A 20,643-nucleotide genomic window follows, 5' to 3' on the forward strand; every position below is an offset into this window, starting at 1 on the left:
GAGGATGCGGTCGAAATTATTCTTCACGGGCCGTAGCCTCCGCGCTGATGGGGCTTGCGAATTCGGGCTTGAGCTGACCGTGCTCGTCCAGCAGCCAGGCGTCCATGACCTGGCGCACCACCGGGGCGGCGACGCCGGAACCGGACTCACCGTTCTCGACCATCACCGAGACGACGATCTTCGGGTTGTCGGCCGGTGCGAAACCGACGAACAAGGCGTGGTCGCGATGGCGCTCCTGGACCTTGGAGCGGTCGTACTTCTCGCCCTGCTTGATCGCCACCACCTGGGCGGTACCGCTCTTGCCGGCAATCCGATACGGCGAGCCGATGGCCGCCTTGCGCGCGGTACCCCGGGCGCCGTGCATTACCTGTTGCATGCCGTTGTTGACCTTCTGCCAGTCCGACGGGTTGCGCAGGATGATGTCCGGCATCGGGTCCGGGTCCACCGGCTTCTCGCCTTCGATGGTCTTGGCCAGGTGCGGGCGATACCACTTGCCCTTGCTCGCCACCAGTGCCGTGGCCTGGGCCAATTGCAGCGGCGTCGCCTGCATGTAGCCCTGGCCGATCCCGAGGATCAGGGTTTCGCCGGGGAACCAGGCCTGGCGGCGCGTCGCCCGTTTCCATTCGCGGGAGGGCATCAGGCCTGGGGATTCTTCGAACATGTCCAGGGAGACTTTCTGACCGATGCCGAACTTGTTCATGTAGGACGACAACCGGTCGATCCCCAGCTTGTGGGCCAGGTCATAGAAATAGGTGTCGTTGGAACGCATGATCGCCGTTTCCAGGTCTACGTAGCCATCGCCGGTGCGGTTCCAGTTGCGATACTTGTGGTCGTAGTTGGGCAGCATGTAGTAGCCCGGATCGTAGACCCGGGTCGATGCGGTCACCACGCCGGAGTCCAGCCCGGCAATCGCCACGGCCGGCTTGATGGTCGAACCCGGCGGGTAGAGCCCGCGCAGCACGCGGTTGAACAACGGCCGATCGATGGAATCGCGCAGCTCGGCATAGGCCCTGAAACTGATGCCGGTGACGAACAGGTTCGGGTCGAAGCTCGGCTGGCTGACCATCGCCAGGACCTCGCCGGTGTTCGGGTCCAGCGCAACCACGGCACCACGCCGCCCGCCCAGCGCCGCCTCGGCGGCTTCCTGCAACTTGATGTCCAGGCTCAGGACGATGTCCTTGCCGGGAATCGGGTCGGTACGCTTGAGCACCCGCAGCACCCGGCCCCGGGCGTTGGTCTCGACTTCCTCGTAACCCACCTGGCCGTGCAGCTCGGCCTCGTAGAATCGCTCGATGCCGGTCTTGCCGATGTGGTGGGTGCCGCTGTAGTTGACCGGGTCGAGGGTCTTGAGCTCTTTTTCGTTGATCCGGCCCATGTAGCCGACCGAGTGGGCGAAATGCGGCCCTTGGGGGTAATGCCGCACCAGTTGCGCCACCACTTCCACGCCGGGCAGGCGGAACTGGTTCACGGCGATCAGGGCGATCTGCTCTTCGGTCAGCTCGAACATGATCGGCACCGGCTCGAAGGGGCGCCGGCCCTGACGCATGCGTTTCTCGAAGATGACCCGGTCCTCGGGCGTCAGTTGCAGCACTTCGACGATCACGTCGAGGACTTTCTGCCAGTCGCCGGAACGTTCGCGGGTCATGCTCAGGCTGAAGCTGGGCCGGTTGTCCGCCACCACCACGCCGTTGCGGTCGAAGATCAGCCCACGGGTCGGCGGAATGGGTTGCACATGCACCCGGTTACTTTCCGACAGGGTCGAGTGGTACTCGTACTGGATGACCTGGAGAAAATACAACCGCGCAATCAGCACGCCGATCAGCGTCACCACGGTAATGGCGCCGAACACGACGCGGCCCCGCACCAGGCGGGCGTCTTTTTCGTGGTCCTTGATGCGGATCGGCTGGGGCATGAGAGCAGGATTACTTGTGGTAAGGGTGCCCGGACAAGACTGTCCAGGCACGATACAACTGTTCACCGATCAGGATCCGCACCAGCGGGTGCGGCAACGTCAACGGCGATAACGACCAGCGCTGGTCGGCCCGGGCACAGACTTCCGGCGCCAGCCCTTCCGGGCCACCGACCATGAAATTGACCGTGCGCGAGTCCAGCCGCCAGCGATCGAGTTCGACCGCCAGTTGCTCGGTACTCCAGGGCTTGCCGTGGACTTCCAGGGTGACGACGCGCTCGTTCGGCCCGACCTTGGCCAGCATGGCTTCGCCTTCCTGGCGGATAAAGCGCGCCACGTCGGCATTCTTGCCACGGGTGTTGAGCGGAATTTCCACCAGTTCCAGGGCCAGCTCGGACGGAAGACGCTTGGCATATTCATGCCAGCCTTCTTCCACCCACTTGGGCATGCGAGAACCGACGGCGATCAGGCGCAGTCGCACAGCGATCCCTTATTGCTGGTCTTTGTTGAGCTTGGTGAAGTGCTCATGGGTGTTTTCCGGGCTGTGGTGCGCGGCGCTGGCCGAACGGCTCTGCTCGGCACCGGCCCACAGGCGCTCCAGGTCATAGAACTGGCGCGCCGACGCGGTCATCATGTGCACGATGACGTCGTCCATGTCCAACAGGACCCAATCGCTGTCGCCCTTGCCTTCTTCGCCCAGCGGCTTGACGCCCTGGGCCTTGACCGCTTCGCGGACCTTGTCCAGCATCGCGCCGATCTGGCGGTTGGAGGTACCGGTGGCGATGATCATGTAGTCAGTGATGCTCTGCTTCTCGCGAACGTCGATCACCTGGATATCCTGGGCCTTGACGTCTTCCAGGGCCGCCACGGCCACCTTGACCAGCTCTTCGCCGGCCAGCGCCACGCCGGTGTGTGCTTCTACCGGCAGCGGGGCGCTCTTGAAGGTGCCCTTGCGCTTTACTTTGTTCAGGTCTTTGTCAGTCATAAAAAACTCGTTTTGCTCATGTGTTCGGGCGCTCGGTACACGTTGATCCGTGTCGGCGGAGCGCGCCTTGTTCAGTTCGACGCACGGTACAGACCGTGCGCATCGATGTAGGCCAGGACCGCGTCGGGCACCAGGAAACGTACCGACTTACCGCTGGCCAGCAGTTGACGGATCTGGGTGGCGGATACCGCGAGCGGCGTCTGCCAGACGAATGCAATCTGTCCGCTCGACCCCTTCAGGGCCAGCGGGTCGCTCACCGAGCGCGCCGCCAGCAGGTTGCGCAAGGCATCCGGCGGCTCGCTGTCGGCATCCGGGCGTTGCAGCACCAGGATGTGGCAATGCTGGAGCAACTCTTCCCAGCGATGCCAAGTGGGCAGGCCGCAAAATGCGTCCCAGCCCAGAAGCAGGAAAACCTGGGCTTCGGCGGCCAGTTCGGCGCGCATCAGCTCCAGGGTATCAATGGTGTAGGACGGTTTGTCCCGCTGCAATTCGCGGGCATCCACCACCAACGGCGCCACACCGGCCACCGCGCACTCGACCATCGCCAGGCGATCCCGGGCCGACACCTGCGGCGTGTCCCGATGAGGCGGCCGGGCGCTGGGCGTCAGGCGCAGCTCATCGAGGGCCAGGGCGTCGGCAACTTCCAGCGCACCGCGCAAATGGCCGATGTGCACCGGGTCGAACGTGCCACCCAGGATACCGATGCGCTTTGGCGCGGTCGCCGTCACAGCGGGCTTAGTCACAGGGGCCAGTGGGTCGAGGTCGCCCAAGTCAGACCGGCTCCTGCCCGCGCAACTGGCCGTCGCCGACCACGATGTACTTCTCGCAGGTCAGGCCTTCGAGGCCCACCGGGCCACGGGCGTGCAGCTTATCAGTAGAAATGCCGATCTCGGCGCCCAATCCGTATTCAAAGCCATCGGCAAAGCAGGTCGGTGCGTTGATCATCACCGACGCCGAGTCCACTTCGGTCACGAAACGCCGGGTTTCGCCCTGGTGTTCGCTGACGATGGCATCGGTGTGCTGGGAGCCGTGGCGGTTGATGTGCTCGATGGCCTCGTCCAGCCCGTCCACGACGCGGATCGACAGGATCGGCGCCAGGTATTCGGTGTTCCAGTCTTCCTCGGTCGCCACCGCGGCCTCGATGATCGCCCGGGTGCGCTCGCAACCACGCAGTTCGACGCCTTTTTCGCGGAACTGGGCCGCCATCGGCGGCAGGAACTGCTCGGCAACCGCCTGATCCACCAGCAAGGTTTCCATCGCACCGCAGATACCGTAGCGGTAGGTCTTGGCGTTGAAGGCGATGCGCTGGGCCTTCGGCAATTCGGCATGGGCGCTGACGTAGACGTGGCAGATGCCGTCCAGGTGCTTGATCACCGGCACGCGAGCGTCGCGACTGACGCGCTCGATCAGCCCCTTGCCGCCACGGGGCACGATGACGTCGACGAACTCGGGCATGGTGATCAGCGCGCCGACCGCCGCGCGATCGGTGGTTTCCACCACTTGCACGACGGCGGCCGGCAGGTTGGCTTCGGCCAGGCCGCGCTGGATGCAGGCGGCAATGGCGCGGTTGGAGTGGATCGCCTCGGAACCGCCACGCAGGATGGTCGCGTTACCGGACTTCAGGCACAGGCTCGCGGCGTCGATGGTGACGTTCGGCCGCGACTCGTAGATGATCCCGACCACGCCCAGGGGCACGCGCATCTTGCCGACCTGGATACCCGACGGCCGATAGCTCATGTCGCGGATCGCCCCGACCGGGTCCGGCAGTGCCGCGACCTGACGCAGACCGACGATCATGCCGTCGATGCGTGCCGGGGTCAGCGCCAGGCGTTCGAGCATGGCCGGCTCAAGCCCATTGGCCCGGCCAGCGGCCAGGTCCAGTTCGTTGGCGGCGGACAACTCGGCGCGAGCGGCGTCCAGCGCATTGGCGGCGGCCTGCAGGGCGCGGTTTTTCTGCGCGGTGCTGGCACGGCCGATGATGCGCGACGCTTCGCGGGCGGCGCGACCCAGGCGGGTCATGTAGTCAAGAACGGACTCAGTCATGGTCTGTGTGGTCTTGGCAAAGAGGAAAGCGGCAGATTATAGCTGTCGTAACCCTCGACTAACAGCGCGGTCTCACAGCAGTGACCGGCGGAGATTGAAAACAGGCATAAACCGCCGACATTCCGTTCACTGTTCAGCGGTAATTAAGCTATCCGTTGTTATCATCGCGCTATCTTTGGCCTGACCTCGTCCACTGCCATGACCGATTCGCCTCCAACGCCCAGCGCCTTGCCCCACGCTTTTTTTGACCGCGACGCCCAGGTACTCGCCCAGGACCTGCTGGGCAAAGTCATCCGCCACAAGGTCGGTGACCTGTGGCTCAGCGCGCGGATCATCGAGACCGAAGCGTATTACTTCGCCGAAAAAGGCAGCCACGCCTCGCTGGGCTACACGGAAAAGCGCAAGGCTTTGTTTCTGGATGGCGGGCACATCTATATGTACTACGCCCGGGGCGGCGATTCCCTGAACTTCAGTGCCCAAGGCCCCGGCAACGCGGTCCTGATCAAATCCGCGTACCCGTGGGTGGACAGCATCAGCGGGCCGGCGAGCCTGGCGCAGATGCTCCTGAACAACCCCGACGCCCAGGGCCGGCCGCGCACACCGCAAAAACTCTGTGCCGGCCAGACCTTGCTGTGCAAGGCTCTGGGCCTGAAAGTGCCGGATTGGGACGCCAAGCGCTTCGACCCGGAACGGTTATTGGTGGAAGACGTCGGTGTACCAACGGTCAATGTGATCCAGACCACCCGCCTGGGCATTCCGCTCGGGCGGGACGAACACCTGCCCTACCGCTTCGTCGATGCCGCCTACGCCCCGTGGTGCACCCGCAACCCGCTGCGGCGCGGACAGGTCGAGGGCCGGGATTATTTTTTGCTGTCCTGAACATAAACACTGCATGACCCTGTGGCCCCTTGTGGGAGCGAGCTTGCTCGCGATGGCGCCAGGCCTGTGAAATAAATGGCGACTGACACACCGCTATCGCGAGCAAGCTCGCTCCCACAGTTTGAAGCTTCAGTGATCTTGAGTTTTCGTTCACACAGCAAAAATTGCATGCCCATCACTATTGAATGGAGTTGTTTTTATGGGCCCATGGCTCGATAGCATCACCGGCTGGCTGACCGTCAACCCGCAATGGCTGGCGGTGGCGGTGTTTGTCGTCGCCTGCGTTGAATGCCTGGCCATCGCAGGGTTGATCGTGCCGGGCACCGTGCTGTTGTTCGCGATCACAGTGCTGGCCGGCAGTGGCGCGTTGCCCCTGGGCGAAACCTTGTTGCTGGGCCTTCTCGGCGGATTGCTGGGGGACCTGGTGTCGTACTTCCTGGGTCGGCATTTCCACCAGAACATCCGGCGCCTGCCGGGGCTGCGGCATCATCCGGAATGGATGAGCGCTGCAGAAGGCTATTTCCAGCGCTACGGCATCGCCAGCCTGCTGGTGGGACGCTTTATCGGCCCGTTGCGACCGATGCTGCCAATGGTGGCGGGGATGTGCGACATGCCGTTCCCACGTTTTGCCGTCGTCAGCCTGGTGGCCGCTTCAGGCTGGACCGTCGCCTATTTGCTGCCGGGCTGGGCCACTGGCGCGGCGTTCCGCCTGCCATTGCCCGAAGGCTTCTGGCCGCAGGCCGGCGTTGTCATCGGCAGCATCGCGTTGATGCTCGGCCTGAGCGTCAACAGCAGCCTGCGTCGTCATCGCCATGCCTCGGCAATCATCGCCAGTGTTGGCCTGGCGATCCTGGTCAGTCTGTTCATCGGCTTCCGCTACCTGGCCGCCTTCGACCAGGGCTTGATGGCGCTGGTGCAGGAACATCGCAGCGCGACGCTGGATGAAATCGCCGTGACCTTCACGCTGATCGGTGAATTTCGCAACATGCTGATCTTCAGCGCCCTGCTGACCGGACTGCTGTTATTGGCGCGCCAATGGCGGCAGGCGATTTTTGCCGGGGCCACCATGTTGCTCACCGCCCTGGCAAACACCGGCACCAAGCACTTCTTCGCCCGCGTACGCCCGGAAATCCTCACCGACCCCTTGACCAGCTACAGCATGCCCAGCGGCCACGCCTCCGGCGCATTTGCCCTGTTCCTGAGCCTCGCCGTACTGGCCGGTCGCGGCCAACCACCACGCCTGCGCCTGACCTGGCTGTTGCTCGGCTCTTTGCCGGCGTTGGCCATTGCCCTGTCGCGGGTTTACCTCGGCGCGCACTGGCCAAGCGACGTCGTTGCCGGCGCCATGCTCGCCGCCAGCGTCTGCGCCGCCGTGCTGTGGTTGAGCCAACGCCAGGAGCCGCTGCGCGCCATGCCGCCGAAAATCTGGTGGCTGATTCTGCCGGCGTTGGTGGCGGTGTTCAGCTTCTTCGCCTTGCGGCATTTGCCGCATGCGATGTTGCGGTATGCCTACTAATCCCGAGACACAGTGTTTCCCTGTGGGAGCGGTGTTGTTCGATGGATGTACCTCAGGCAAACAGTTCGCCTTGCAACTCATCAAGCAACGCCTGGATCGCATCCAGTCGCTGTTGCGGATCGTCGAGTTGCAGCAGGTCGAGCTTGTCCAGTTCGTTGAACGGCAGCAGATAGGCCAGTTGATTGGCGAGGGACTGCTGGCCGGTGGCTTCGGTGCCCATGTTCAGCGCCTCGACCATCGGATGTTCGGCCAGGGCCTTGAGCAGCGCCACCAGGTCGGCGTCCTCGTCCTGCAGCGGTTGTTCCGGCTCGTCTTCCAGCCATTCGACTTCAGCCACGGTGAGCTGATCGGCCTGGACGCTGCTGCTGTGCACGAGAAAACGCCGGCCGCCCTGCACCCGAATGCCCAGCAGGCCGTTCTCCTGCTGGGAAAAATCGGTGATCAGCGCTTCACAGCCGACCCGCGCATAGCCGTCAGGCGCGATGCCGACCTCCTCGCCATCGAGGATGCACACCACCCCGAAGCCTTCGCCCTTTTTCATGCAGCGTCCGATCATGTCGAGGTAACGCGCCTCGAAAATCTGCAGATCGAGAATGCAACCGGGGAACAACACGGTGTTCAGCGGAAACAGCGGCAAGCTCATAACTCGTTCCTTAAACCGTCATCGACACCACCAGCGGCAGCAGCACCGCCGTGGCCACGCCCATCAGACTCATCGCCAGCGCCGCGAAGGCACCGGTTTCCTCGCTTTCCTGCAACGCCACCGACGTCCCCACCGCATGGGCCGTCAGGCCCAGGGCCATGCCACGGGCCTCGGGACTGTGGACACCCAACCGGGTCAGAATGCTCGGGCCGAGGATCGCCCCGAGCACACCGGTGATCAACACGAACACCGCCGCCATCGCCGCCACGCCACCGATCTGCTCGGCCACCAGCATCGCGATGGGCGAAGTCACGGACTTGGGTGCCATCGTCATGAGAATCATGTGCTCGGCGCCAAACGCCCAGCCCAGCACCACGGCGGAACCGGTGGCAAACACCCCGCCTATCACCAGCGTAGTAAAAATCGGCCAGAACAATTGACGGATTCGCCGCAGGTTCAAGTACAGCGGCACCGCCAGCGCCACGGTTGCCGGCCCCAGCAGGATGCTGAGGATTTCGGTGCTCTTGCGGTATTCGGCGTAGCTGATGCCGCAGCCGACCAGCACGGCGATCAGCACCAGCATCGACATCAATACCGGCTGGAGGAACACCCAGCGGGTCTTTTCGAACGCCGCCAGCACCAATTGATAGGCGCCCAGGGTGATGCCGATGCCAAACAGCGGATGGTGGATGACTGAGGTCCAGGCGCCCTGCCAATCGAACATCATGGCGCGTCCTCCGGCTCGACGGTATGGCGCCGGGCCAGGCGCTGCATCAGCACGCCCGTCAGCATCACGGAAAGGACCAGCGACAGCACCAGCGCGCCGACAATCGCCCAGAAGTCTGCGGCGATCGCCCGGGCGTAGACCATGACGCCCACCGCCGGCGGCACCAGCAGCAACGGCAGGTAGCGCAACAGGCTACTGGCGGCGAGGTTCAATGGTTCGCTGACTTCGCCGCGAGCGATCAGGTAGCCCAGCATCAGCAGCAGGCCCACGATCGGCCCTGGCAGGATCGGCAGGAACAAATGATTGATGGCGGTGCCCAGCAATTGGAACAGCACCAGCCAGGTCAGGCCCCTTAGCAACATCCGCTTTCTCCCTCTACGACAGACCCAATGAACGCGCCAATTCGGTTCACGGCATGATTCTGTGGCGAGGGAGCTTGCTCCCGCTTGAGTGCGAAGCGCTCATAAAATGGGGCCGCTGCGCAGCCCAGCGGGAGCAAGCTCCCTCGCCTCGGAATCAAACACGCACGTTGAAAGAACCGAATTGCAAAGAATGCGCCGGCATTATAAGCACGCCCGCGCTATGGTTCGGCATTCGTAAAAAGCATGGTCGATGACCTTCCCGGCGCGCCATGTTGATCTACAGTGGTTCTCGGGGGCGCAGATCCCCGTTCCATAAAAGCAGGACAGATGAACCAAGGAGAGTCTCAATGCCCTACGTTCCCGTTACAGCGCTCAAGGATTATGTCGGCAAGGAACTGGGATGTTCCGATTGGCTGACCATCGATCAGGACCGCATCAACCTGTTCGCCGAAGCCACAGGCGACTTCCAATTCATCCACGTCGATCCGGTGAAGGCCGCGCAGACCCCGTTCGGCAGCACCATCGCCCACGGTTTCCTGTCGCTGTCGCTGATGCCCAAACTGATGGAAGACATCCTGATTTTGCCCGAGGGCGTGAAGATGGTCGTCAACTACGGGCTGGACAGCGTGCGCTTTATCCAACCGGTAAAAGTCGACTCGAAGGTCCGGCTCAAGGTCGAACTGGTGGACGTCACCGAGAAAAAACCCGGCCAGTGGCTGCTCAAGGCGACCGCTACCCTGGAAATCGAAGGGTCGGAAAAACCGGCCTACATCGCCGAGCCACTGTCGCTCTGCTTCGTGTAGACCCTTGCGGTCGCGAAACCGCTCATGCAGTTTCGCATCGCTTCAACGCGCATAGCTGCGGCATACTCGTCGCCTGATTACTTGGATCCCGTTATGCGCGCACTTGTCCCCCTGACCCTGGCCCTCCTGCTCACCGCTTGCGGCGACGGCGAATCGCCGTTGCCTCCCGATGCCCGCCTGCCCGACGGTGGGCGCTATCGCGGCGACCTGGTGGACGGCCTGCTACAAGGCCAGGGGCGCATCGATTACCCCAACGGCAGTTGGTACGCCGGACAGTTCGACAAGGGCCAGTGGCACGGCGCCGGCGAATGGCACGGCAGCAATGGCGAGGTTTATCGCGGCCAATTCGAGCATGGGCTGTTCCACGGCCAAGGCAGCCTGACCACGCCGACCAGCAGCTACACCGGCGGCTTCAAGCAGGGCCGGCGGGACGGCGAAGGGACGCTCAAGGAAAACGGCATGACCTACCGGGGCGAGTTCAAGGCCGACCGTTATTCCGGTCTCGGCCGCCTCGAACTCGACGACGGCAGCCAGTACCAGGGCCCGTTCGTCAACGGCAAGCCGAATGGCGAAGGCCAGCGCTTCGACGCCAGCGGCAACCAGTTCACCGGGCATTTCGTCGACGGCCAACTCCAAGGCAAGGGCACCTTCAACAGCGCCGATGGCGATGTCTACATCGGCGGCTTCAGGAACAACCAGCTCAATGGACGAGGCCGCTACGAAAACGCCGATGGCGATGTCTGGATCGGCCAGTTCAAGGATGGCGCACTGACCGGCAAGGGTGAATTGATCGGCGCCGACGGCAGCCATTACCTCGGCCATTTCAACGATTGGCGCTTCACCGGCGAGGGTCGCCTGAACCTGCCCGATGGCAGCTTCTACACCGGCCAGTTCGAAAGCGACAGCTACCACGGCCGCGGCACCCTGGTGCTGACGGACGGCACCGTGCAGAGCGGCACCTGGGCGAAGGGCCAGCGGATACGCGACGCCGATGGCAGGCTGCTGCCGGATGTGCTCGAACTCGGCATCCTGGCCCAAGGCCGCCTGCTGGACGACGCCCTCGCCAACATCCCGGCCTCGACGCCAGCGGTGGAGCTGTACAGCCTGACCCTGGGCGGCGACGGCAAGCAAAGCGTGTTCCTGCGCGAATCCGACTATGTCGCCAATATGCTCGCCAGCCGTTTCGGCGCCTTCGGCCAGGTCCGCCTGGTGAACCACCGCGACCACCTCGGCGACCGTCCCATGGCCACTCGCGAAAGCCTGCGCCGCGCCGTCGTCACCCTGGCCGAGCGCAGCGGCCCGGAAGACCTGGTGTTCATTTACCTGACCAGCCACGGCACCAGCGAGCACGAACTGGTCCTCGACCAACCGCGCATGGAACTGGCCGACCTGCCGGCCGACGAGCTGGCCGCTGTGCTGGCGCCGCTGAAGAGCCGCGACAAGATCGTGGTGATTTCCGCCTGCTATTCCGGCGGTTTCATTCCGGCGCTCAAGGATGAACGGACCCTGGTGATGACCGCTTCGCGGGCCGACCGGGTGTCCTTCGGCTGCTCCGAGGAAGCCAACTTCACCTACTTTGGCGACGCCCTGTTCGCCCAGGCGCTGAACCAGACCGATGATTTGGAACAAGCTTTCAAGCGTGCCAAGGGCATCGTCGCGGAGCGGGAGCAGGCGGACAATTTCGAAGCCTCCGAGCCACAGATCTGGGCGCCTCGCACCGTGCTGTCGCACTGGCAATTGCTACGCAAGCAGCAGGCGCGGAAAGCGTTGCAAAGTGCTGCACTGAACGACGAGGCCAAAAAGAGCAACTAAGCTGAACCGTATCAAGGGGGAAACACTATGTACTTGACGCCTCAGCATGTTTTGCTCGCCGGCGCGACCGGGTTGACCGGGGAACACCTGTTGGACCGGCTGCTCAACGAGCCGACCATCACCCGAGTCCTCGCGCCGTCCCGCCGGCCACTGGCCGAGCATCCGCACCTGGAAAATCCGGTCGGGGAACCGGCCGAGTTGCTGCAGCGGCTGGAAGGCCCGGTGGACATCGCCTTCTGCTGCCTCGGCACCACCATCAAGAAAGCCGGCTCCGAACAGGCATTCCGCGCAGTGGACCTGGACCTGGTGGTGGCCTTTGCCAAACGCGCCAGGGAGCTGGGCGCACGGCATCTGATCGTGATCAGCGCGCTGGGGGCCGATGCCAAGTCCTCGATTTTCTACAACCGGGTCAAAGGTGAAATGGAGGCGGTCCTCAAGGCCCAGGACTGGCCGCAACTGACCCTCTGCCGGCCCTCGCTGTTGCTGGGAGACCGAGTAGAGCCGCGTTTGGCCGAGCAACTGGCCGGGCCCTTGTCCAAGCTGATTCCAGGCAAATATCACGGCATCGAAGCCTGTCAGTTGGCCCGGGCCATGTGGCGGCTTGCGCTGGAAGAGCAGGACGGGGTGCGGGTGGTGGAGTCGGATGAGTTGCGCAAGCTTGGTAAATAAAGTGACACCTGGGACAGCGCGATCATTGTGGCGAGGGGATTTATCCCCGCTGGGCCGCGAAGCGGCCCCAATTGTTCGTGTGTCCATGCAGTTGCTAAGGAAGAACGACCCGATCTCAGGGGCCTGCTTCGCAGTCCAACGGGGATAAATCCCCTCGCCACAAATGATCCCTAGCACACCTGCACTCACGTTGGGCGTTACAAACCGCCAGTCGCCTGAAACCCCACACCCAACGCCGTGAACAACGACAACGGCAACAACAAGGTATCCAACAACGCACTCCCCGGCAGATCGAGCCCTGGATAGCTCGGCGCTTCAGCCCCAAAACGGTCCTTGGCGCAGCAGCCACCGTTCAGTGCATACAAATCCAGGCGCGTCCCCGCATACACCACCGGCGCCCCCGGCTTCGCGGCGTCGAGGGTGCGGGCGGTGGCGCAGCCGGTCAGTTGCAGCGCCAACAGCACGACCAGCAGCTTATTCATCGCTGCTCAAATGATGCTCGCCCCAGCGCGGCAACATGTCCTGGGGAATGTTCAGCAGATTGAGGATCCGCGCCACCACGAAATCGATCAGGTCATCGATGGTCTGCGGCTGGTGATAGAAACCCGGCGACGCTGGCAGGATGGTCACGCCCATGTTCGACAGCTTGAGCATGTGCTCCAGGTGAATGCTCGAATATGGCGCTTCCCGCGGCACCAGGATCAACTGGCGGCGCTCCTTGAGCGTGACGTCCGCCGCCCGCTCGATCAGGTTGTTGCAGGCGCCGGTGGCAATCGCCGACAGCGTGCCGGTGGAACACGGCACCACCACCATCGCCGCTGGCGCACCGGAGCCCGAGGCCACCGGCGACATCCAGTCTTCCTTGCCATACACGCGGATCTGCCCCGCCGCCGCACCGGTGTATTCGGTGAGGAAGGCCTGCATCATCTGCGTCTTGGGTGGCAGGGTCACATCCGTCTCGGTGGCCATGACCAGTTGCGCGGCCTTGGAGATCAGGAAATGCACCTCGCGGTCCTCGCGCACCAGGCAATCGAGCAGGCGCAAGCCGTACTGGGCGCCGGACGCACCGGTCATCGCCAGCGTGATGCGTTCCGGGCCGTTGCTCATTTCAGCGCCTCGGCCAGTTTGCCGTGCAGGCCGCCGAAGCCGCCGTTGCTCATGATCACCACGTGAGTGCCGGGCTGGGCCTGGCTCTTCACGCGCTCGATGATGCCTTCCAGGGAGTCGCTGACAATCGACGGCACCGTGCACAGCGCAGCGGTGGCAGCGAGGTCCCAGCCCAGGTTGGCCGGTGCGTACCAGATCACCTGGTCGGCATCGACCACGCTTTCCGGCAGGCCGTCACGGTGGGCGCCGAGTTTCATGGAGTTGGAGCGCGGCTCGATGATCGCGATCAGCGGCGCATCGCCGATGCGCTTGCGCAAGCCGTCGAGCGTGGTGGCAATGGCAGTCGGGTGATGGGCGAAATCGTCGTAAATGGTGATGCCGCGTACCTCGGCGACTTTCTCCATCCGCCGCTTCACGCTCTTGAACGCGCTCAACGCGGCGATGCCCATGGACGGCACCACGCCGACATGACGGGCCGCCGCCAGGGTCGCCAAGGCATTGGCAACGTTGTGCTGGCCGGTCATGTCCCATTCGACTATGCCTTGGGACTGGCCCTCGAACATCACTTCGAACTCAGAACCGTCATCCTTGAGCAACTTCACTTGCCACTGCCCGCCCGCGCCGGTGGTTTGCACCGGGGTCCAGCAGCCCATCTCAATGACGCGCTGCAACGCCGGCTCGGTGGTCGGATGGATCACCAGGCCCTCGCTCGGGATGATACGCACCAAGTGGTGGAATTGCCGTTCGATGGCCGGCAGATCGGGGAAGATGTCGGCGTGATCGAACTCAAGGTTGTTGAGGATCGCCGTGCGTGGACGGTAGTGGACAAATTTCGAGCGTTTGTCGAAAAACGCGCTGTCGTATTCGTCGGCTTCGATCACGAAGAACGGCGTGCCGCCCAGGCGAGCCGACACGGAGAAGTTCTGCGGCACGCCACCGATCAGGAAACCCGGACTCATGCCGGCGTGCTCCAGGACCCAGGCGAGCATGCTGCTGGTGGTGGTCTTGCCGTGGGTGCCGGCCACGGCCAGGACCCAACGGCCCTGCAACACGTGATCGGCCAGCCACTGCGGCCCGGACACGTACGGCAGGCCTTTGTTGAGCACGTATTCCACCGCCGGGTTGCCACGGGACATGGCGTTGCCGATGACCACCAGGTCCGGCGCCGGGTCCAGTTGCGCCGGGTCATAGCCTTGGGTCAGCTCGATGCCCTGGGCTTCCAGTTGAGTGCTCATCGGCGGGTAGACGTTGGCGTCGGAACCGGTCACATGATGGCCCAGCTCCTTGGCCAGGACCGCCATCGAACCCATGAAAGTGCCGCAAATACCGAGAATATGGATGTGCATAGTCGACCTCGTAAACATGGCCGCAGGTTAGCGTAGGGAGGGGAAAATCGCACCTTGTGTTTAGACTTCACACCGCCTGGACACCACAAATCCCCTGTGGGAGCGAGCTTGCTCGCGATAGCGGTCTATCAGCCTCCAACAATGTTGAATGTGCTGCCGTCATCGCGAGCAAGCTCGCTCCCACAGTTGACCGCATTTCTCCAGGATGAATGCGGTTCAGCGGGCAATCGCGTGTTTGCGCAGCTTGCGGTAAAGGGTATTGCGGCTGATCCCCAGTTGTTCGGCGGTGTGGGTCATGTGCCAGCGCTGGCGCTCCAGTGCATCGAGCAATGCCAGGCGCTCGGCATCTTCCAATGGGTGTTCAGTCGGGGCTTCAACCATCACAACCGAGCGCTGGCGGATCATCGCCGGCAGATCCTCCAGCCCGATCCGTCCGCCATCACACAACGCAGCGAGGGTACGCAACACATTGCGCAATTGCCGCACATTGCCCGGCCAGTCGAACCCCAGCAACACCTGGCGCGCCGGCTCGTCAATAAAGACCGTTTCGCCGCCGCTCTCCTCGGCCAGCAGGAAATCCAGCAACTGCGATTTGTCACTGCGCTCGCGCAACGCCGGCAGCGGGATTTCCAAGCCATTGAGGCGGTAGTACAAATCCTCACGGAAGCTGCCATCCCGCACCCGATCGAGCAACTGTCGGTGAGTGGCGCTGATGATGCGCACGTTCACCGCCTCGGGCTCGCCGCCGATGGGCACCACCTGGCGATCCTCCAGCACCCGCAGTAACCGGGTCTGCAAAGCCAGGGGCATGTCGCCGATTTCATCGAGGAACAGCGTGCCGCCGTCAGCCTGCTGCAGCTTGCCGCGCATGCCTTCCTTGCGCGCCCCGGTGAAACTGCCGCCGCGATAACCGAACAGCTCGCTCTCGATCAGGCTTTCCGGAATGGCCGCACAATTGAGGGCGACAAAATTTTTCCCGGCGCGCTGGCTGGCGTGGTGCACGGCCTTGGCGAACGCCTCCTTGCCGGAGCCGGTTTCGCCGTGGATCAGCAGCGGCACATCGCGCTCGAACACCCGCAGCGCCTTGCGAAAATGCTCCTGCAACGCCGCATCCCCCAAGCAGATCCCCGGCAGACGGGCCGGCTCGATAACCTTGAAGGCCGGCGCGACCGGCACCGGCACGCTGCGCGGCTGGCCGCGCAACACGGCGAACAGGTGCCGGCCATCGCGGGTGCGCAGCGGCCAACTGGCGCTGGCCTGGGCACTGGCCCGGCCCATCAATTCATCCAGGGAACAATCGAAAAAATCCTCGACCCGCTGACCCAGCAAGCCACCGCGGATATGCCCGAGCAGGTTCAGCGCGCTCTGGTTCACCGCGCAAATTCGCCCTTCGCCGTCGAACGCCATCAGCCCTTCACTGAACAGCCCCACGGACTCGGCCTGCAAATGAAAGCGCAGCAGCCATTGATTGTCGAAGCAACGCAGGAAATAACAGCTCTCGATCATCTTCGCCGAGAGGTTGACCAGTGCCATGGTGTGGAATTGGCTCTGGCGCGACACGTCCGGCCGCGCCGAGGACACGTCGAGCACCGCCAGCAGTTCGCCCTGTGGATCGAACACCGGGCTGGCCGAGCAGGTCAGGCCGGTGTGGCGGCCGCGGAAATGTTCTTCCTGGTGAATGGTCAGGGCCTGGCGCTCCACCAGGCAGGTGCCGATGCCGTTGGTGCCTTCGCAGGCTTCGCTCCAGTCGGCGCCGAGCCAGAGGCCGGCCCGCTCGAAAATCTTCCGTTCGCTGGGAGCGGTGACGCAATTGAGGATCACGCCCCGGGCGTCGGTCAGCAGCACTGCGTGGCCGGCGCCGGAGAGTTGCTGATGCAGGCTGGTCATTTCCGTGCCGGCGATGTGCAGCACTTGCTGCAAGCGCTCGCGACTCTCCAGCACCCGGCCGTGCTCGAGCACCGTCGGCGCCAGATTCTGGGCCGGGTCGAGGTGATAGTCCTCGAGGCAGCGCAGCCAGGAACGGGCAATCGACGGATCGCTGCCAGGTCCCTGCAAATGGGCCTTGCCCTGGGTGACCGTCAGGACTTGCTGGGCATGGCGACTCAAATGGTTGCTGTGCATTTCTTATTGTTCTCCCCGAAGGACCTGCCTCACTGGAGCAACTGTTTAACATTTAACCAGTGTTTGACATTTAACCTGTGTTCGACACTTAACCTGTGGCGAGGGGATTTATCCCCGCTGGGCTGCGCAGCAGCCCTGAAACCTGAGCATGCGGTGGATCAGATTGATCGAGTTGGCTGCTTTGGGGGCTGCTTCGCAGCCCAGCGGGGATAAATCCCCTCGCCACAACATTGCTGGGCAGGCCAATTTGGTGAGGCCCAGCATCCTCCAGCCCATCGGCCTTTGCAATGCTGGCGCGACCTGCCGGTCACAGACTGTCTCACCCATGGCACAAACTGTCACACCCCGCGTATCGCAACCGTGACACAGCCCCTCCGTTTGTCCGACCAACTCCTCCTAAAGTCTTGATTTCCGGGCCCCGCAAGGCAGTGGCCCGACCTTTGCTCTAGGCTTAAGTACCAGCGCGAATTTGCGCGGCTCCCTAATAAGCACAAAAGCCAAGGAGAACTCATCATGCGTTACGCTCACCCCGGTACTGAAGGCGCTATCGTTTCGTTCAAGGCTAAATACGGTAACTACATCGGCGGCGAGTTCGTCGCGCCTGTCAAAGGTCAGTACTTCACCAACACATCCCCGGTCAATGGCCAGCCCATCGCCGAATTCCCGCGCTCCACAGCCGAAGACATCGACAAAGCCCTGGACGCCGCCCACGCCGCCGCCGATGCCTGGGGCGCCACGTCCGTCCAGGCGCGTTCGCTGATCCTGCTGAAAATCGCCGACCGCATCGAAGCCAACCTCGAAACCCTGGCGATCACCGAATCCTGGGACAACGGCAAGGCCGTGCGCGAAACCCTCAACGCCGACATCCCCCTCGCTGCCGACCACTTCCGCTACTTCGCCGGCTGCCTGCGGGCCCAGGAAGGCAGCGCCGCCGAGATCGACGGCAACACCGTGGCCTACCACATCCACGAACCGCTGGGCGTGGTCGGGCAGATCATCCCGTGGAACTTCCCGCTGCTGATGGCCGCCTGGAAACTCGCCCCGGCCCTCGCCGCCGGTAACTGCGTGGTGCTCAAGCCGGCCGAGCAAACCCCGCTGGGCATCTGCGTGCTCATGGAGCTGATCGGCGACCTGCTGCCACCGGGCGTGCTGAACGTGGTGCAAGGTTTCGGCAAGGAAGCTGGCGAAGCCCTCGCCACCAGCAAGCGCATCGCCAAGATCGCCTTTACCGGCTCGACCCCGGTCGGCTCGCACATCATGAAATGCGCCGCCGAGAACATCATCCCGTCCACCGTTGAACTGGGCGGCAAGTCGCCAAACATCTTCTTCGAAGACATCATGCAGGCCGAGCCAAGCTTCATCGAAAAAGCCGCCGAAGGCCTGGTGCTGGCGTTCTTCAACCAGGGCGAAGTCTGCACCTGCCCATCCCGCGCCCTGGTGCAGGAGTCGATCTACGACGAATTCATGCAAGTGGTGATGAAGAAAGTCCTGCAGATCAAACGCGGCGACCCGCTGGACACCGACACCATGGTCGGCGCCCAGGCCTCCGAGCAGCAATTCGACAAGATTCTTTCGTACCTGGAAATCGCCAAGGGCGAAGGCGCCGAGCTGTTGACCGGCGGCAAGGTGGAAAAACTCGAGGGCAACCTGGCGACCGGGTATTACATCCAGCCGACCCTGCTCAAGGGCACCAACAAAATGCGCGTGTTCCAAGAAGAAATTTTCGGCCCGGTGGTGAGCATCACCACCTTCAAGGACGAAGCCGAAGCCCTGGCGATCGCCAACGACACCGAGTTCGGCCTTGGCGCCGGCCTGTGGACCCGCGACATCAACCGCGCCTATCGCATGGGCCGGGCGATCAAGGCCGGTCGCGTCTGGACCAATTGCTACCACCTGTACCCGGCGCATGCCGCGTTCGGTGGCTACAAGAAGTCCGGCGTCGGGCGTGAGACGCACAAGATGATGCTCGACCATTACCAGCAGACCAAGAACCTGCTGGTGAGCTACGACATCAATCCGTTGGGGTTCTTCTAAGCCCTTGGGCCAGGCAGGTCATTCTGCCTGGCCCTTTAGATCGCCTTCGCGAGCAAGCTCGCTCCCACAGGGATTTGTGGATAACTCGCCTCCAGGGTTGGCATAGATCCACTGTGGGAGCGAGCTTGCTCCGGGCGGCGATCCGACGATGGCGCCCTCACTCACACACAGAATCAATGCCCCACCGCTCTGGCATGAGCCTTGCGTGCCCGCTCCACAGCAAACCCGAAAGTCCAACAGATCAAACAATAAAAAAGACAGAGAGGACTTATGACTTCTACCACCCAACTCAAACCCACACTCGGCACCCTGCATTTATGGGGCATTGCCGTCGGCCTGGTGATTTCCGGCGAATACTTCGGCTGGAGCTACGGCTGGGGCACCGCAGGAACCCTGGGGTTTCTCGTCACCGCCCTGATGGTGGCGTTGATGTACACCTGCTTCATCTTCAGTTTCACCGAACTGACCACCGCAATTCCCCACGCCGGCGGGCCTTTTGCCTACAGCCGACGGGCTTTTGGTGAGAAAGGCGGGTTGATCGCCGGGATCGCCACCCTGATCGAATTCGTCTTCGCGCCGCCGGCCATCGCCATGGCCATCGGCGCCTATCTCAACGTGCAATTTCCCGAGCTCGATCCCAAGCTCGCGGCGGTGGGCGCGTACATCGTGTTCATGACCCTGAACATCCTCGGCGTCAGCATCGCCGCCGCCTTCGAGCTGGTGGTCACCGTGCTGGCGGTCGCCGAGTTGCTGGTGTTCATGGGCGTGGTCGCGCCGGGCTTCAGCTTCAGTAACTTCGTGCTCAACGGCTGGTCGGGCTCCAATGAGTTCACCCTCGCCTCGATCCCGGGCATCTTCGCCGCGATCCCCTTCGCCATCTGGTTCTTCCTCGCCATCGAAGGCGCGGCCATGGCCGCCGAAGAAGCCAAGGACCCGAAACGCACGATCCCCCGCGCCTATGTCAGCGGCATCCTGACCCTGGTGTTCCTGGCCATCGGCGTGATGATCATGGCCGGCGGCGTCGGTGACTGGCGGCAACTGTCGAACATCAACGACCCGCTGCCCCAGGCCATGAAGGCCGTGGTCGGCAACGATTCAACCTGGATGCACATGCTGGTGTGGATCGGCCTGTTCGGCCTGGTGGCGAGTTTCCACGGGATCATCCTCGGCTACTCGCGGCAGTTCTTCGCCCTGGCCCGGGCCGGCTACCTGCCTCGCGGCCTGGCAAAACTCTCGCGTTTCCAGACTCCGCACCGGGCGATCCTGGCCGGCGGCGTCATCGGCATCGCGGCGATCTACAGCGATGGCCTGGTCAACCTGCAGGGCATGAGCCTGACGGCGGCGATGATCACCATGTCGGTGTTCGGCGCCATCGTGATGTACATCATCAGCATGCTCAGCCTGTTCAGGCTGCGTAAGACCGAACCGAACCTGGAACGCACCTTCCGCGCGCCGGGCTACCCGCTCGTGCCGGGCATCGCGCTGTTCCTGGCGGTGGTGTGCCTGGTGGCGATGGCGTGGTTCAACACCCTGATCGGCCTGGTGTTCCTCGGTTTCATGATTGTCGGCTACCTGTATTTCCAACTGACCGCCAAGCAACGCTCCGACGCGCCGGCGGACGCTATGCTCACAGGTATCTGAAGTTGCACCGGCACCGGGCCCGAGGTCCGGTGCCTGCCATATAGAA

At 63.3% G+C, this 20,643-nt stretch carries 19 protein-coding genes; 7 read left to right on the plus strand and 12 right to left on the minus strand.

The window, feature by feature from the left end; all coding sequences use genetic code 11:
- Positions 1-16 precede the first annotated feature (16 nt).
- The 5 genes from mrdA to KSS97_RS25440 all read right to left on the minus strand — a co-directional run bounded on the left by mrdA (position 17) and on the right by KSS97_RS25440 (position 4,937).
- The gene (gene mrdA, locus KSS97_RS25420) at positions 17-1,912 is read right to left on the minus strand and encodes a penicillin-binding protein 2 (protein WP_030140378.1); all 1,896 of its coding nucleotides are present in this window, start codon (positions 1,910-1,912) and stop codon (positions 17-19) included.
- A 10-nt stretch (positions 1,913-1,922) separates the two neighbouring features.
- Positions 1,923-2,390 carry a 23S rRNA (pseudouridine(1915)-N(3))-methyltransferase RlmH gene (gene rlmH / locus KSS97_RS25425; protein ID WP_007937439.1) on the minus strand — a complete coding sequence of 156 codons (468 nt, stop codon included), beginning with the start codon at positions 2,388-2,390 and terminating at the stop codon, positions 1,923-1,925.
- A 9-nt stretch (positions 2,391-2,399) separates the two neighbouring features.
- Positions 2,400-2,894, minus strand: coding sequence for a ribosome silencing factor (rsfS, locus tag KSS97_RS25430; protein ID WP_030140379.1), 495 nt, complete (start codon positions 2,892-2,894; stop codon positions 2,400-2,402).
- 71 nt (positions 2,895-2,965) lie between these two features.
- On the minus strand, positions 2,966-3,664 hold the full coding sequence (nadD, locus tag KSS97_RS25435; protein WP_217860403.1) for a nicotinate-nucleotide adenylyltransferase: 699 nt from the start codon (positions 3,662-3,664) through the stop codon (positions 2,966-2,968).
- Between the two features lies 1 nt (position 3,665).
- Positions 3,666-4,937, minus strand: coding sequence for a glutamate-5-semialdehyde dehydrogenase (locus tag KSS97_RS25440; protein ID WP_217860404.1), 1,272 nt, complete (start codon positions 4,935-4,937; stop codon positions 3,666-3,668).
- Between the two features lie 198 nt (positions 4,938-5,135).
- Between KSS97_RS25440 and KSS97_RS25445 the strand changes: the two genes are divergently transcribed.
- Positions 5,136-5,816 carry a DNA-3-methyladenine glycosylase gene (locus KSS97_RS25445; RefSeq protein WP_030140382.1) on the plus strand — a complete coding sequence of 227 codons (681 nt, stop codon included), beginning with the start codon at positions 5,136-5,138 and terminating at the stop codon, positions 5,814-5,816.
- 199 nt (positions 5,817-6,015) lie between these two features.
- Entirely contained in the window at positions 6,016-7,332 is a 1,317-nt protein-coding gene (locus KSS97_RS25450) for a bifunctional DedA family/phosphatase PAP2 family protein (RefSeq protein WP_217860405.1), read from the plus strand.
- 52 nt (positions 7,333-7,384) lie between these two features.
- Here KSS97_RS25450 and KSS97_RS25455 read toward each other — a convergent pair whose 3' ends face one another.
- The 3 genes from KSS97_RS25455 to KSS97_RS25465 are packed head-to-tail and all read right to left on the minus strand — an operon-like array spanning position 7,385 to position 9,064.
- Positions 7,385-7,975: an LON peptidase substrate-binding domain-containing protein gene (locus tag KSS97_RS25455; protein ID WP_198796713.1), complete on the minus strand. Its 591-nt coding sequence runs from the start codon at positions 7,973-7,975 to the stop codon at positions 7,385-7,387.
- Positions 7,976-7,985: 10 nt separating this feature from the next.
- Positions 7,986-8,702, minus strand: a complete 717-nt coding sequence (locus KSS97_RS25460; RefSeq protein ID WP_030140385.1) for an LrgB family protein — start codon at positions 8,700-8,702, stop codon at positions 7,986-7,988.
- Positions 8,699-9,064, minus strand: coding sequence for a CidA/LrgA family protein (locus KSS97_RS25465; protein ID WP_217860406.1), 366 nt, complete (start codon positions 9,062-9,064; stop codon positions 8,699-8,701). Before KSS97_RS25465 ends, KSS97_RS25460 begins: the two co-directional genes overlap by 4 nt.
- A 347-nt stretch (positions 9,065-9,411) precedes the next feature.
- On the opposite strand from KSS97_RS25465, the gene KSS97_RS25470 reads away from it, so the two are divergent.
- The 3 genes from KSS97_RS25470 (at position 9,412) to KSS97_RS25480 (ending at position 12,348) form a co-directional block, all read left to right on the plus strand.
- Positions 9,412-9,867 carry a MaoC family dehydratase gene (locus KSS97_RS25470; RefSeq protein ID WP_030140387.1) on the plus strand — a complete coding sequence of 152 codons (456 nt, stop codon included), beginning with the start codon at positions 9,412-9,414 and terminating at the stop codon, positions 9,865-9,867.
- Positions 9,868-9,960: 93 nt separating this feature from the next.
- Complete coding sequence (locus tag KSS97_RS25475; RefSeq protein ID WP_217860407.1) at positions 9,961-11,679, plus strand: C13 family peptidase; 1,719 nt, start codon at positions 9,961-9,963, stop codon at positions 11,677-11,679.
- 27 nt (positions 11,680-11,706) lie between these two features.
- Positions 11,707-12,348 carry an oxidoreductase gene (locus KSS97_RS25480; protein WP_217860408.1) on the plus strand — a complete coding sequence of 214 codons (642 nt, stop codon included), beginning with the start codon at positions 11,707-11,709 and terminating at the stop codon, positions 12,346-12,348.
- Positions 12,349-12,545: 197 nt separating this feature from the next.
- On the opposite strand, the gene KSS97_RS25485 is transcribed toward KSS97_RS25480, so the two are convergent.
- From KSS97_RS25485 to KSS97_RS25500, 4 genes are all read right to left on the minus strand, one after another.
- Positions 12,546-12,830, minus strand: coding sequence for a YceK/YidQ family lipoprotein (locus KSS97_RS25485; protein WP_217860409.1), 285 nt, complete (start codon positions 12,828-12,830; stop codon positions 12,546-12,548).
- A complete protein-coding gene (gene ubiX / locus KSS97_RS25490) occupies positions 12,823-13,455 on the minus strand; it encodes a flavin prenyltransferase UbiX (RefSeq protein WP_217860410.1) in 633 nt (210 codons plus the stop codon). The genes KSS97_RS25485 and ubiX overlap by 8 nt, the downstream gene beginning before the upstream one ends.
- Positions 13,452-14,801 carry a UDP-N-acetylmuramate:L-alanyl-gamma-D-glutamyl-meso-diaminopimelate ligase gene (gene mpl / locus KSS97_RS25495; RefSeq protein WP_217860411.1) on the minus strand — a complete coding sequence of 450 codons (1,350 nt, stop codon included), beginning with the start codon at positions 14,799-14,801 and terminating at the stop codon, positions 13,452-13,454. The genes ubiX and mpl overlap by 4 nt, the downstream gene beginning before the upstream one ends.
- A gap of 216 nt (positions 14,802-15,017) precedes the next feature.
- The gene (locus KSS97_RS25500; RefSeq protein ID WP_030140393.1) at positions 15,018-16,922 is read right to left on the minus strand and encodes a sigma-54-dependent Fis family transcriptional regulator; all 1,905 of its coding nucleotides are present in this window, start codon (positions 16,920-16,922) and stop codon (positions 15,018-15,020) included.
- A 513-nt stretch (positions 16,923-17,435) separates the two neighbouring features.
- On the opposite strand from KSS97_RS25500, the gene exaC reads away from it, so the two are divergent.
- Both exaC and eat read left to right on the plus strand, forming a co-directional pair.
- Entirely contained in the window at positions 17,436-18,956 is a 1,521-nt protein-coding gene (gene exaC / locus KSS97_RS25505) for an acetaldehyde dehydrogenase ExaC (protein WP_030140394.1), read from the plus strand.
- 270 nt (positions 18,957-19,226) lie between these two features.
- Positions 19,227-20,597 (plus strand): ethanolamine permease, encoded by a 1,371-nt coding sequence (gene eat / locus KSS97_RS25510; protein ID WP_030140395.1) that lies wholly within the window; start codon positions 19,227-19,229, stop codon positions 20,595-20,597.
- Positions 20,598-20,643: the final 46 nt, after the last annotated feature.

The organism is Pseudomonas alvandae (genome assembly GCF_019141525.1).
In the GTDB taxonomy this organism is placed as follows: Bacteria; Pseudomonadota; Gammaproteobacteria; order Pseudomonadales; family Pseudomonadaceae; genus Aquipseudomonas; species Aquipseudomonas alvandae.